Genomic DNA, 13,610 nt, shown 5'->3' on the forward strand with positions numbered 1-13,610 from the left:
TTGAAAAGTCTGAATAAAGCTCTCTTTTAACAGGACCTTTTTGTGATAATCGTCATGATGAAACCTCTGTTAACAAGGATTTTATACAATTATCTACGATAATTGATACAGGATTCATATATTTAATAAAACTTAAAAATGGAGGTCATAGATGAGAAAAAGATTGATATACGGATTAATGCTCCTGTTCATGATGGTGTCCATGTTGTCGGCTGGCATTGCAAGTGTCATTAAGACAAAAGGTGATGTAAAACTTTTACCTGCCGGCAGCTTTGATTTACTGACAGTTGAAGTCGGGACACAGTTGGAGAACGGGGATGTAATTCAAACGGCATCAGATGGTTTTGCAGTTATTATGTTTAATGATGATAAAACCCTTTTAAAGCTGCGTGAGAATGCACAAATCACGCTCAACGATGAGATACCCTCCAGAACGGTGGAAATGGATAAAGGGGAAAGTTTATTTGAAGTAACCCCCGGAGCCCTGAAGGAATTCAGGGTCCAGACTCCGGTATCTGTCGCATCAGTAAAAGGGACCAAGTTCTGGGTGGTTTGTCAGGAAAATGAGGACAGGATTTTCACAACAGAGGGTACGGTTGAGGTTTTTAACACTCTGTCAGGACAGACGGGTACCGTCACCCGGGGACAGGTATGTATCAATACAACCGTTGGTGATATGCAGATCAGAAATTATTCAGCCTCAGAGCTTCCCGATGAATCGGTATTTAATTCCATGATGGAAGAACCTGTGCAAGAAGATACCCCTCAAAAAGAGCCTGAAGAGGAAACAGAGCCTGTGGATCGATCCGAAACAACCATTACTCCTGCGCAACCCATTACGACACCTCAAATGGAGGAAACAACTGAAATGCCCGTTGAAACCGGAGAAGAAGAAGCAGAACCGGAAAAACAGCCTGAAGATGGTGAAGGGAAAAACTATGGCGTTGGTCTGGGAGTGGGGTCTGTAACCATCAATGGGAAACTCTACAACCAGATCGCTGCAAGACCCACATTGCAACTGGGAAAACTTGGAGTGGGTTTGGATGTGGTTCTTTATATTGACAGCGAAGGAAATATCCTGGAAGATAACTGGAACTCAATGGACGATGTCCTGGATAAGATTTATTTCCTCAGCTGGGGATTTATGGAGGATCCGTTTTATGTCCGTCTCGGTGGATTGGACCAGGTTACCATGGCAAACGGCCTCATTGTTTCGGGTTACACCAACATGTTGGAATACCCTGAAGTCAAACGATTGGGAACCTACCTGAAATTCCGGACCGGAAAAATCGGATTCAATGGCTTCATAGCAGACTGGAATGAACTGGGCGGTGAAACATTGATTCCCGGCTTGCTGGGAGGAAGGGTTTCTTATAACACAAAACTCATCCTGCCGGTCAGTGTGGGATTAAGTGTTATTTCGGATGTAAATCCTTACAATGCTTTTGACAGGGATCGGGATGATGACGGGTATTCCGATTTGATGGATATGTTTCCCGATGACAGTGAAACTTACCGGGATACGGATGGTGACGGTCTGGCAGACAACAGGGACGTGGATCCTGCCGGAACAGGAGGATGGTATTATGATTCCAATCTGAATATGACTCCTTCCGAAATCAATGCGCTGGATAAGTATTTCAAATCTTTGGGATATACAAACGGTCCTGATTCTACAAGCACCCTGATGGAAGTTCCTACGATTTCTAAACTCATGGATGATCACCCGACAATATATTCCATAGGTGCAGATGTTACGGTACCTGTTTTGAATATGTCATTCCTGAACTTGAATGTCTATTCCGAAGCAGCGATTCTGGGTTATACCGGAGGAACGGTGGATAAAATGGCTTTCGGTGCAGCGCCTTTTGGCGTGGCAGCCAATATCATCAAAATCATAGATGCACGGGTTGAATACCGCTGGGCACAGGAAAATTTCCGCTATAACTTTTTTGACAGAAATTACGACATCAACCGGGTTTATGTGCAGAGAGATTCTCTGGGGAACATTGTTCCGAAGACCAAATTCGACCGGATTCTGAATGATAGCATTCCGGGGGTCCAGGGTATATATGGTGCTGCCGGTGTAAAGCTCTTTAACGTGGCTTACGCTCAGGCATCCTATATGCACATGGTGTCGAAAGATCAGGACGAAGTCCGGAGTTTTAATGCTCAGGCTGGTATCCAGAAAGGACTGGTTCCTAAATTATCGGAACTGTCCGCCTATTACATCCGCAATAACGATCCAAATCCATTCAAGTTCAAAGATCCTTCGGAAAACACGATTTGGGGATACCGGGTCGGCGCAGAAGTGAGTCCCGGTGTATCCATAATCTGGAATTTTATGACAACTTACCGGGATAAAAACGGTGATGGTGTTATCCAACCCAAAGAAGAATCTCTGAAAATCACCACTATTGAAACAGGAATTACACTCTGATACTGTTTCAATGAACTTTTTGAAGCAATTCTTCCTTCTTATCCTGATCATTGCCTCCCTTTCGGCCGAAACGCCACAGGGAGGCAATGTTGTTGTATTGAGTCATAAAGTAGGACCGGAAATCAGCTATCTGGAAAATGCCTATTATAGCATTTTTCCTGATATCCCACAATTATGGTCAGCTCAGATATTATTTTTGCATCCTTCTTGCTATGGAGTGAAAATTCTGTATCTGGATACCGGTTCTCGGCGGCTTCTGAAAACAGTGAAAAAATTAAGTCCCGGGGAGTTTGAAGCATTAAAACGGCGTGTGGATCTGACTCCACGTCCTACAGAAAAAGATATTCAAAGACTGACCGGCACCGATCTGCTGTTAAAACAAATTGGGTACTTCCGCAAAATTCCGCTGGGATATCCTGTCAAAATCTACAGATCCCATGACAAACTTGTCAAAGGTATATTAATTGCACACGAAGAGAAGGGGATGATCATATCAGGTAAAAGCGGGTATGACAAGATTCCATACCCCATGATTGAAAAAGGATATTGGGTTGAGTACAGAACCCGGAATCAATCTCTGGACAAGTTTATCTATGGGGGAGCTCTGGGGCTCGGTGCCTTGGGGGGATATTTTCTTTTTCATGAGAATTCCGGGCCGGTTAGATATTATAAAACGACCGTTTCATCTGTCACTTTCCTGCTGTTTGTCGAGTTGATCAGGCAGACTTACCTGAGAAAAATCCCCCGCAAACATGCTTTTGAGATTATATGGCATAAGGACAATTAATTTGTCTTTATTAACCACTTCAATTAAATTAACTGATGTGCGAAAAACGATTAAGGCCTCAGGTCCCGTGCAATTGGGAAATGCTGAATCCCGTCAGGTCCGGAAGGAAGCAGCGGTAGGCATCAGAACAATGTGCCGGTCAGCCTGGGGTCCTTTTTTATCCTCATGAGGGTTGAATGAGCTACCAGGTAATATCACGGAAATGGCGTCCACAAACATTTGAAGAAGTCATCGGTCAAACCCATGTTACTGAGACGCTGGTTAATGCCATTAAAAGCAATCGTATCGGACAGGCATATATTTTCAGCGGTCCACGGGGGACCGGAAAAACATCCACGGCCCGTTTGTTTGCCAAGGCGGTGAATTGTCAGAATCCCCAGGGACATAATCCCTGCAATGATTGTGTAAATTGCCGGGAAATCACAGATGGTCGTTCCATGGATGTACTGGAAATTGATGGTGCATCAAACCGGGGGATTGAAGATATTAAATCCATTCGGGAAATGGTGAAATATCCTCCTACACGGGGAAAATTCAGGATTTATATCATTGATGAATTCCATCAGATTACCAGAGACGGCTTCAATGCTTTGCTGAAAACACTGGAAGAACCGCCGCCACATGTCATTTTCATCTTTGCTACAACCGAACTGAATAAAGTGCCGCCCACCATTTTAAGTCGCTGTCAGCGGTTTGAATTCAGACGGATTCCGTCGGAAGATATTATTGACAGGCTCAAAGAAATATGTGACAGTGAGAAAATTACCATCGATGAGGAGTCCCTCCACCTGATCACGAAAAAGGGGGACGGGAGTATGCGGGACAGTCAGAGCATTCTGGAACAGGCTGTTGCTTTTTCAACGGATAACCAGATAAGCTATGACAAAATTGTGGATCTTTTGGGAATTGTCCACGATGAAGTTTTTATCGCTCTTACTAAAGCAGTTCTGAATAAAGATGTGAATGCCATACTTGACCAGATACGGGATGTTTCCAACGGTGGACATGATTTGCCTGAGTTCATCCGGAACTTTTCTGCCTTTATACGGGATCTGTATATTGTTAAAGTGACGGGGTCAGCAGAAAAAATTGAAACAACGGATACCATGAAACAGGTAATGAAAAAACTGGCGGATACAAGCAATGAACATGAATTGATTCAAATGCTTTCGCTTATCCATAACCTTCTTCCCCAATTAAGCAACTCTTCAAATGTCCGGCTTTTAATTGAGTCCTTGCTGCTTAAAATGACCCGCATGGATGATCTGGTGGATTTGAACAAGATTCTTGAAAAATTGCCCCGGCAAGCCGTTGCACGCCCGCAACCCCGAACCCGTCCATCTTCGGCTCAATCTGAACATTCGGGGAATCATGTTCCTGTAACCGCCTCACGAAACCCTGAATCGACAAAAAAGGGCGAAGGGAAAATCCTGCAGGACCTGAATCAGGGAAGCTGGGACAAGTTTTTAAAAGAGGTGAAAAAGGAGAGTCCCAGAATATCATCCTTGCTGTCGGCCGTGACGGTGACATCCATTGATGAACACTCTGTCAAGGCTGAGTGCGGTGAATCATTCACATTTCAGCAAATTGAACGAAACAAAGAGAACATACAAGAACTATTGGATGGTTTTTTCAAAGAAAAAATCAAACTACGCGTCACTTTAAATAAAAAGACAGAACATAAAACAAAAGATAAACCCCTGGAAAAAGGTGTCCACAATGTTTTAAATGTTTTTGAAGGGGATATTGTCCAATAAAGTGCAAAAGGAGAGATGATGCTTCCAAAAGGCGGATTACAGGAAATCATGAAACAGGCCCAGAAACTTCAGAAGCAAATGGAACAGGCCAAAGAAGAACTGGAACATGAAACCGTGGAAGCCACGGCCGGTGGCGGTATGGTTACCGTTGTGGTGACCGGAAAAAAAACGGTAAAATCCATAAAAATTGCCCCGGAAGTTACGACTGAAGATATAGAAATGCTGGAAGATTTGATTATGGCTGCTGTCAATCAGGGTCTTAAAAAGGCAGACGAACTGGCACAGGAGAGATTGGGGTCACTCACGGGCGGATTAGGGAAAATACCGGGATTCGGGCTGTAATGACATCCATTCCAAAAGTGATACAGGAACTCACGGACCTTTTATCTGCTTTGCCGGGAATCGGTAAGAAAAGTGCTCAGCGCATCTGTTTCTATTTGATGGACCGGCCCCGTGAAGAGATAGTACGGTATGCTAAAGGACTCATTGACCTGAAAGATAAAATAACCCATTGCCCCATTTGTCATTTTATAACAGAAGAAACTCCCTGTGTTATCTGCCGGGATCCCAAACGGGATAAATCTGTTCTGTGTGTTGTAGAAGATAGCCTGGATGTTATTTCCATAGAAAAAACTGCTGCCTTTCATGGCAAATATCATGTCCTGGGAGGATTAATCAGTCCCCTGGACGGTATCGGTCCTGAAGATCTCTCCATTGATCAACTTGTGGAACGCCTGGATGACGTGGAAGAAATTATCCTGGCCGTCAATCCTTCTGTAGAGGGTGATACAACGGCCTATTACCTCCAAAAAATTATCAGCCGCCATCAGAATATCCGGATGACATCCCTTGCCCGGGGAATTCCCGTGGGCGGTGATCTGGAATTTACCGATGAAGCAACCCTGACCAAAGCCCTTGAAGGCAGGTCTGAAATGAATGGAAGGCATCATGATCAGTAAACGATTTGTTCCTAATATTCTCACTGTATTTCGTGTGCTCATTACACCGGCATGCCTTTATTTTATTCTCAGTACGGGTCCCTATTACAGCCTGTATGCCATGATTCTATTTTTGATTGCATCTATTACTGATGCCATAGATGGATGGTATGCCCGGAAATATGATGTAACAACCGAGTTTGGGAAATTTCTTGACCCTTTGGCCGACAAGATTCTGGTAATGACCATGTTTGTAGCTTTCGGACTCAAAGGCCTGGCCCCGTGGTGGATGATTTTCATTGTTCTCTTCCGCGATATCTTTGTCACACTTCTCCGCAGTGTGATGATCCGGCGTGGACAAAGTATGCATACCAGTAAATTTGCCAAAACCAAAACCGGCATCCAGATGTTTATGATCTATTTCATCCTGATTTTCCTTGCTGTAAAAAATATACAGGCTCTCGATACGTTCTATGCTTTTCTGGACAGACTCTTGATCGATCATCACCTGCTATGGGTTTTTATGTTGCTTACATCCATGATAACATTGTACAGTGGAATTTTATATCTCTTTGAGAATAAACATGTCTTTACAAAAAAATCCTGAAAAGTCCTTATTTTGGTATATCCTGGGTTCTTTTTTTTATATAGGATATTTCCCATGGTTTCCGGGAACCATGGCATCCTTTATCACGGCTGTGCTTATAAAACTTCTCTACCCTTTTGAAGCAGCGCCGGTTCTGGAAATATTCATGATTTTGTTTTTCTTTTTCTTAGGAGTTAAAGCCAGTCGTCATATTGAAAAAGGAACAGGAAGGGAAGATCCGGGCTTCATTGTCATCGATGAAGTGGTGGGCATGATGCTCACGGTTTTTCTTCTCCCCAAAAGTTTTTCCGCTGTTTTTGGTGGAATGGTCCTGTTCCGGATTTTTGATATCTGGAAACCATGGGTTATAAACCGTGTTCAAAAAGTACCGGATGGCTGGGGCGTTATGCTGGATGACCTGCTGGCCGGATTGGCTGCCTGGATTCTGAATGCCGCTTATTTTTATTTTGTACCATGAAATCCATTGCTGAAATCATAACAATTGGTGACGAAATTCTTGCCGGTACCACCTTAGATACCAATGCGCACTGGCTGACCGGTGAATTGGTTGCACTGAATATTTCGGTTTTGAGAAGACATACGATTTCCGATAAAAAGGAAGAAATCCTGCATGTGCTTCAAACCCTTTCTGACGAAACAGGTATTGTGCTCATAACAGGGGGATTGGGACCAACCCGGGATGATATCACAAAAAAAACTGTCACAGAGTACTTTGGCGGAAAACTAATCTTTTCGAAATCTCTTTTTCAGGAGATTCAGGAAAAACTCCGGCACAGAAACCGGGTCATTCCCGAAAGTAACCGGGAACAGGCCCTGATTCCCGACAATGCCAGAATTTTTCCAAATCCCATGGGGACGGCTGCCGGTTTGTGTTTTGAGGATAAAGGTAAACTCATTTATCTGATGCCGGGGGTTCCTGAAGAGATGAAAAGTATCTTCAGGGAATCGATACGCTCCGAATTGACAAAAATATCCGGCGAAAAAATCCGGGTTTATATCTATAAAACCACCGGAATTATGGAATCGGAAATTGTTGATAGGATTGACGAAGGATTGCAAGATTTCCCCACAGTGAAAGTAGGATATTATCCATCCGTTTATGGTGTCAATTTAAAAATGACGGTGAAAGAAAACGAGGCCGGGGCAGTGGAATCCCGTTTAAGAGATTTTTTATACTCCCGGTTAGGCGATTACATTTATGCTGAGGGGGATAGGGATATCACGGAAATAATCGCTGAAAAGCTGATAGCCCGGGGATGGACCCTTTCTGTCGCCGAATCATGTACCGGAGGCCTTATAAGTCACCGTATAACGGAAGTTCCGGGGATTTCACAGGTTTTTACTGAAGGGCTGGTTACATACAGTAATGAAGCCAAGATGCGTCTTCTGGGTGTTTCTGCCGATACGTTGAAAGAATTTGGTGCCGTAAGTAAAGAGACGGTGATTGAAATGGCCCGTGGTATCCGTCAGAGATCGGGTACGGATACCGCCGTGAGTGTAAGCGGTATTGCCGGACCGGCAGGAGGGACTCGGGAAAAGCCAGTCGGTACCGTATGGATCTGTGCCTTGACACCGGAAAAAGAAGAAACGTACAGGCTCATTTTTAATAAAGGGCGGCACTTGAATAAACTTTTTGCATCTCAGGCTGCCCTGAATCTTCTGAGGATGTTGCTGCCATGAATGAGATTCCCCAAATCCGGTCGTTTTTTGCCCTTTCCTGCGGTGAAGATCTTTCCCGGAGACTGGCAGATGATTTCAGCTTTCTGGAAGCCTGTCCCGGTATAAAACCCACCCTGTCTCATGAATATCATATAACATTAAAATTCCTGGGAAAAACGCCGGTGGATTTATTGGAAAAAACAGAAGAAAATCTTCATCAGAGTATTGGACAAATCCCGTCTTTCTCCCTTATATTAAACACGACAGGGGTATTTCCACGAGGGAACCATCCAAGAATTTTATGGATAGGTAACCGACACATTCCCCTACCGTTGCGACAGATAGTTCTACAGCTGAATTTGCTTTTCAAAGCGTATGGATATGCCCGGGAAGAAAGGAGGTTCAAGCCCCATGTGACCCTCGCACGGGTTAAGGGTAAGGCAACGGAGGAATGCATTGAACGGTTTATCCATCTAAAATGCAAAGACATGATTTTACAGGCAAAAGATATTGTTTGGTATGAAAGTCAATTATCGTCAGCAGGTCCAGAGTATATAGAACGAATGCGAATTCCTTTAAACATGGAGAAAGGAAGGTAAAATGGGTTCTCAAGACAGAGAAAAAGCATTGGAAATGGCCATTTCCCAGATTGATCGGCAGTTCGGGAAGGGATCCATTATGAAAATGGGAGAAGACAGGGTTATTATACCTGTATCTGTCATATCCACCGGTTCACTGAGCCTTGATGCAGCCATTGGTGTAGGTGGTATTCCCCGTGGAAGAATCACGGAAATTTTCGGACCTGAATCATCCGGCAAGACAACACTCGCTCTGCAGTGTATTGCTGAAGCACAGAAAAACGGTGGATATGCTGCCTTTATTGATGCGGAACACGCATTGGATATTACTTATGCCCAGAATCTGGGCATCAACATCAATAATCTCCTGGTATCCCAGCCCGACAATGGAGAACAGGCCCTGGAAATCACGGAAACTCTTGTCAGGAGTAATGCTCTGGATATTATTGTGGTGGATTCGGTTGCAGCCCTGGTTCCCCGGGCGGAAATTGAAGGAGAAATGGGGGATAGCCACGTGGGATTACAGGCTCGGCTCATGAGTCAGGCTCTGCGGAAACTGACAGGTGCTGTCAGTAAATCAAACATAGCGGTTATTTTTATTAACCAGATTCGGGAAAAGATTGGCGTGATGTTCGGAAATCCTGAAACCACCACCGGCGGCCGGGCTTTGAAATTTTATACAAGTGTCCGTATAGATGTCCGCCGTATCGGTTCCATAAAAAGCGGTGAAGATGTGCTGGGTAACCGGACCAAGGTTAAAATCGTGAAAAATAAAGTGGCACCACCCTTCAAAAGCTGTGAATTTGATATCATGTACGGAAAAGGAATATCCTATGAGGGTGATGTGCTGGATCTGGCGGCAACCTTGGATATCGTAACAAAATCCGGTTCCTGGTACAGCTATGGGGATGAACGCATCGGGCAGGGCAGGGAAAATGCCAAAGCCTATCTTACAGAACATCCGGAAGTGCTTAAAACCATTGCAGATGAAGTGAAATCTGCACTGGGGATGACACCACCGCTTCCGCCTGAAAAGGAATCATGATTCTTCAATCTCTGAAATACCAAAAACGCCGGAAAGAATGGCTGCTTATCTTCGATAACGGGAAAACGCTCTCCGTTAGTGATGAACTGAAAACAAAATATGGCCTGCAACCGGCATTGGACATTGGGGAAGACCGATTTTTAACTCTGAAAAATGAAGCCGAACGTCAATCCGCCTTTGAAAAGGCCATTGAATTACTCTCTTACAGGGAACACAGTTCCCATGAGTTGAGAACGAAACTCATCCGGAAAGGCTTTTCTTCTTCTCTGGCTCAGGATATCCTGAAGCAAATGATTGCCAACGGCTATCTGAATGACGAACGTTTTGCTTCCCTCTATTTCAGTGAACTGATGCGCCAACGGAAATATGGCCCCCTTATGATCAAAAAGAAGATGATGGAAAAAGGGGTTGAGGGACAAGTTGCAGATGCCAAACTAAACACTGTTTCGTCGGGAGAATGGGAACAAATTGCACGGGAAATCCTTCATAAAAAGAGGCAAAAACTCAATCGGAATTCCGGCAATGTAAGGGAAACTGTTTTGGGGATTCTCACACGAAAAGGCTTCAGTTATGGAAATGTTCAAAATGTGGTCAATGAATATGGAGAAAAGGAGGACTGACAGGATAAAAAGGTAGCAGAAAAAGAGATAAAAAAGTATATTATTAAGATGCTCGAATATAGAAATAAAGGAGGAATACATGAGCGTAAAAGTAGGTATCAATGGTTTTGGTCGAATCGGAAGACTGGTATTTCGTGAAATGCTGAATCGTGATGATTTTGAAGTGCTGGGTATTAACGATTTGACAGATGCCAAAACACTGGCTCATCTGCTGAAATATGATTCGGTTCATAAGAAATTCCAGGGGACTGTTGAAGCCAAAGAGGATTCAATTGTCGTTAATGGAAAAGAGATTAAGATTTATGCTGAAAAAGATCCGGCCAATCTTCCCTGGAAAGAGCTGGGTGTGGAATATATCGTTGAATCTACTGGTGTTTTCCGCAAAAGAGATCTGATTGCCAAGCATCTTGAAGCCGGTGCAAAGAAGGTGATCCTTACAGTCCCGGCTAAAGATAAGATTGACAACATGGTTGTTTTGGGTGTGAATGACGATTCTTTACGTCCCGATGATAAGATCGTGTCCAATGCTTCCTGTACAACCAACTGTCTGGCACCTGTTGCCAAGGTTCTGAATGATGAGTTCGGAATCGTTAAAGGATTAATGACCACGGTCCACAGTTATACAAATGACCAGCAGATCCTGGATCTTCCCCATAAGGATCTTCGCCGGGGCAGAGCTGCCGCAATGTCTATCATTCCCACAACAACCGGTGCGGCAAAAGCCGTGGGCAAGGTAATTCCCGATCTGGATGGGAAACTGGATGGTATGGCCCTTCGGGTACCTACACCGGACGGTTCTCTGGTGGATTTAACTGTGGAACTGAAAAAAGAAGTCACGATTGAAGAAGTGAACGCAGCAATGAAAAAGGCTTCAGAAGGTTCCATGAAGGGCATTTTGGAATATACGGAAGATCCCATTGTTTCTGTAGATGTGATTGGAAATTCCCACTCATCCATTTTTGATGCCAAATCAACCATGATGGCTGGCAATATGGTGAAAGTCCTGTCCTGGTATGATAATGAATGGGGATACAGCGTCCGCGTTGTTGACCTGCTTGAAAAAATGGCAAAAATATAAATCGTTTATAAACAGGGGAGAGAGACAACTCTCTCTCCCCGTTTTATCCTATGACAAAAAATATTCAGTTCATTTTCGGCGTACACAATCATCAGCCTGTCGGTAATTTCGATTCGGTTTTTGAAGAAGCCTGTGAAAAGAGTTATTATCCCTTTTTAAAAGTTCTGGAAAAACATCCCCGTGTTGCCGTTTCACTCCATTACAGCGGTTCCTTGCTGGAATGGTTGATGAAACGAAAACCGGAATTTATTAATATGATGAAAAAGCTGGTCCGAAGAGGGAATGTTGAACTGATCTCAGGTGGTTTTTATGAACCGGTTTTAACAGCAATTCCCGAAAAAGACCGTATCGGCCAGATTGTCAAACAAAACCAGTTCATCCGGAACCATTTTGGGTATGAACCGCGCGGACTCTGGCTGACAGAACGGGTCTGGGAACCCCATTTGGCCGGGTGTATCGAACAATCGGGACTGAATTATACTTTTATTGATGAATTCAATTTTATGTCTACCGGCATATATGAAAAACCACTGAAAGGGTACTACAATACGGAAGAGGATGGTCATACCCTGGGAATATTTCCCATTTCCTATCAACTTCGTTCCATGATCCCCTGGGCCGAACCGGAAGACGTTATTGATTATCTGAAATCCCTGCTGACGGACAATTCCCAGGATGTCGTAACGGTCATGGATGACGGAGAAAAATTGGGACTCCATGCCGGATCTTATGAGCGGGTTTATGAAAAGGGCTGGCTGGATTGTTTGATGACTTTGCTGGAAGAAACACCGTTCATCACGACAAAGACCGTGAAAGAGTACTGGAAATCCTTTCCACCCAGGGGACTCATTTATTTACCCTCCTGCAGTTATTTTGACCTGGGACGGCAGTCCTTGAATTGTCAGGTCCGTAAGGACTTTGAAAAGGTCCTGAAAACCCTTGAGGAAATTAAGATTGATAATCTGGCCCGTCCTTTTGTAAAGGGTGGTGTCTGGCGGAATTCCCTGACAAAATATCCCGAATCCAACTGGCTTCAGAAGCGCATGCAGCAGGTGAGCCGTAAATACTATCTGCTGTCCACTAAGTATAAACGGAATGACTGTCTTCGCAAGATTCGTGAAGACTTGTGGAAAAGTATGTGCAATAACGGGTATTGGTACAATATTTCAGGAGGAATATATCTGCCTCATTTGCGGACTGCTTTGTGGACCTATTTGATCCGGGCGGAGAAAGAAATTGATAAACGGCTGTACAATCAGGAGAATAATTCTTTTCTTCGGGAGGAATCGGATATTGACCGTAACGGATTTGTAGAAGTATCCCTTTCATCCCGAAATTTAAACGCTGTTTTCAGTGCCAAATATGCCGGAGCACTTGTGGAATTTGACTACAGGCCCATGAATTACAACATTTGCAATACAATTGCCCGCTATAAGGAGTATGATTGTCATACCGATGACCATGATGTCTATGATACCTATCCCCGGCACTCACTGGTTGAGCGGTATTTTGATTTTGAAATCAATCCCCGGGGACTCATGAACAATGCCTACGAGGAAGCCAGCGATTTCCTGAACGAACCAGTGGATTTGCGAAAGGATGCTGATTCCGATACGGTGATTTTTGCCCGTAAAGGATGGATCAACTGGCAACGCTGCAGCCTGAAAAAAAGTATTCAGATGAATGAAAACGGTTTTCAAACCAATTATAACATTTCAAATATTGGTTTTGCCGATAATTCTTTCCTCTTCGGTCCTGAATTCAATCTGGCACTGAATGTAGGAACTCCGGAAGACCGTTTCCTTGAAGTGAATAAAAAATTGCAGAATATAGGTCTTGAAGATATTCTCGACGAAAACGGCATTCAGTCTCTGAGAATTGTAAACAAGGCCATCGGTATTGAAGTCCGGTTTATTTTTGACAGCCCTATCCGTCTTATGACCTACCCGGTCTATTCCATGCTTCAGAAACCATCCGGCAAAGAAAAAATATTTCAGAGTACCACCATTCTGCCTCTCTGGAATGTTCGCATTGAACCGGGTAAAACACAAAAACTCTCATTTTCCTTTTCAGTTAATAATCTTTAAAAACCAATCAGGAG

The 13,610-nt window shown here is 43.8% G+C and carries 13 protein-coding genes and 1 other RNA gene; all 14 read left to right on the forward strand.

Annotated features, from left to right (window positions below; all coding sequences use genetic code 11):
- Positions 1 to 151 precede the first annotated feature (151 nt).
- The 14 genes from J7K63_04040 to J7K63_04105 all read left to right on the forward strand — a co-directional run bounded on the left by J7K63_04040 (position 152) and on the right by J7K63_04105 (position 13,596).
- The gene (locus J7K63_04040; protein ID MCD6234195.1) at positions 152 to 2,440 is read left to right on the forward strand and encodes a FecR domain-containing protein; all 2,289 of its coding nucleotides are present in this window, start codon (positions 152 to 154) and stop codon (positions 2,438 to 2,440) included.
- A 10-nt stretch (positions 2,441 to 2,450) separates the two neighbouring features.
- Positions 2,451 to 3,227 (forward strand): hypothetical protein, encoded by a 777-nt coding sequence (locus tag J7K63_04045; GenBank protein ID MCD6234196.1) that lies wholly within the window; start codon positions 2,451 to 2,453, stop codon positions 3,225 to 3,227.
- A gap of 56 nt (positions 3,228 to 3,283) precedes the next feature.
- An RNA gene (ffs, locus tag J7K63_04050) (signal recognition particle sRNA small type) lies at positions 3,284 to 3,380 on the forward strand.
- 23 nt (positions 3,381 to 3,403) lie between these two features.
- Positions 3,404 to 4,984, forward strand: a complete 1,581-nt coding sequence (gene dnaX / locus J7K63_04055) for a DNA polymerase III subunit gamma/tau (protein MCD6234197.1) — start codon at positions 3,404 to 3,406, stop codon at positions 4,982 to 4,984.
- A 15-nt stretch (positions 4,985 to 4,999) separates the two neighbouring features.
- On the forward strand, positions 5,000 to 5,326 hold the full coding sequence (locus J7K63_04060) for a YbaB/EbfC family nucleoid-associated protein (GenBank protein ID MCD6234198.1): 327 nt from the start codon (positions 5,000 to 5,002) through the stop codon (positions 5,324 to 5,326).
- A complete protein-coding gene (gene recR / locus J7K63_04065; protein MCD6234199.1) occupies positions 5,326 to 5,943 on the forward strand; it encodes a recombination protein RecR in 618 nt (205 codons plus the stop codon). Before J7K63_04060 ends, recR begins: the two co-directional genes overlap by 1 nt.
- Positions 5,933 to 6,529 (forward strand): CDP-diacylglycerol--glycerol-3-phosphate 3-phosphatidyltransferase, encoded by a 597-nt coding sequence (gene pgsA, locus J7K63_04070; protein ID MCD6234200.1) that lies wholly within the window; start codon positions 5,933 to 5,935, stop codon positions 6,527 to 6,529. The genes recR and pgsA overlap by 11 nt, the downstream gene beginning before the upstream one ends.
- Entirely contained in the window at positions 6,507 to 6,986 is a 480-nt protein-coding gene (locus J7K63_04075; GenBank protein ID MCD6234201.1) for a phosphatidylglycerophosphatase A, read from the forward strand. Before pgsA ends, J7K63_04075 begins: the two co-directional genes overlap by 23 nt.
- On the forward strand, positions 6,983 to 8,209 hold the full coding sequence (locus J7K63_04080; protein MCD6234202.1) for a competence/damage-inducible protein A: 1,227 nt from the start codon (positions 6,983 to 6,985) through the stop codon (positions 8,207 to 8,209). The genes J7K63_04075 and J7K63_04080 overlap by 4 nt, the downstream gene beginning before the upstream one ends.
- Positions 8,206 to 8,787: an RNA 2',3'-cyclic phosphodiesterase gene (thpR, locus tag J7K63_04085; GenBank protein MCD6234203.1), complete on the forward strand. Its 582-nt coding sequence runs from the start codon at positions 8,206 to 8,208 to the stop codon at positions 8,785 to 8,787. Before J7K63_04080 ends, thpR begins: the two co-directional genes overlap by 4 nt.
- Position 8,788: 1 nt before the next feature.
- Positions 8,789 to 9,811 (forward strand): recombinase RecA, encoded by a 1,023-nt coding sequence (gene recA / locus J7K63_04090; GenBank protein ID MCD6234204.1) that lies wholly within the window; start codon positions 8,789 to 8,791, stop codon positions 9,809 to 9,811.
- Entirely contained in the window at positions 9,808 to 10,431 is a 624-nt protein-coding gene (locus tag J7K63_04095) for a RecX family transcriptional regulator (GenBank protein ID MCD6234205.1), read from the forward strand. The genes recA and J7K63_04095 overlap by 4 nt, the downstream gene beginning before the upstream one ends.
- 79 nt (positions 10,432 to 10,510) lie before the next feature.
- Positions 10,511 to 11,509, forward strand: a complete 999-nt coding sequence (gene gap, locus J7K63_04100) for a type I glyceraldehyde-3-phosphate dehydrogenase (GenBank protein MCD6234206.1) — start codon at positions 10,511 to 10,513, stop codon at positions 11,507 to 11,509.
- 50 nt (positions 11,510 to 11,559) lie between these two features.
- Positions 11,560 to 13,596: a DUF1926 domain-containing protein gene (locus tag J7K63_04105; GenBank protein ID MCD6234207.1), complete on the forward strand. Its 2,037-nt coding sequence runs from the start codon at positions 11,560 to 11,562 to the stop codon at positions 13,594 to 13,596.
- Positions 13,597 to 13,610: the final 14 nt, after the last annotated feature.

The organism is Candidatus Neomarinimicrobiota bacterium (assembly GCA_021157965.1).
Classification (GTDB): domain Bacteria; phylum Fidelibacterota; class Fidelibacteria; order Fidelibacterales; family Fidelibacteraceae; genus Fidelibacter.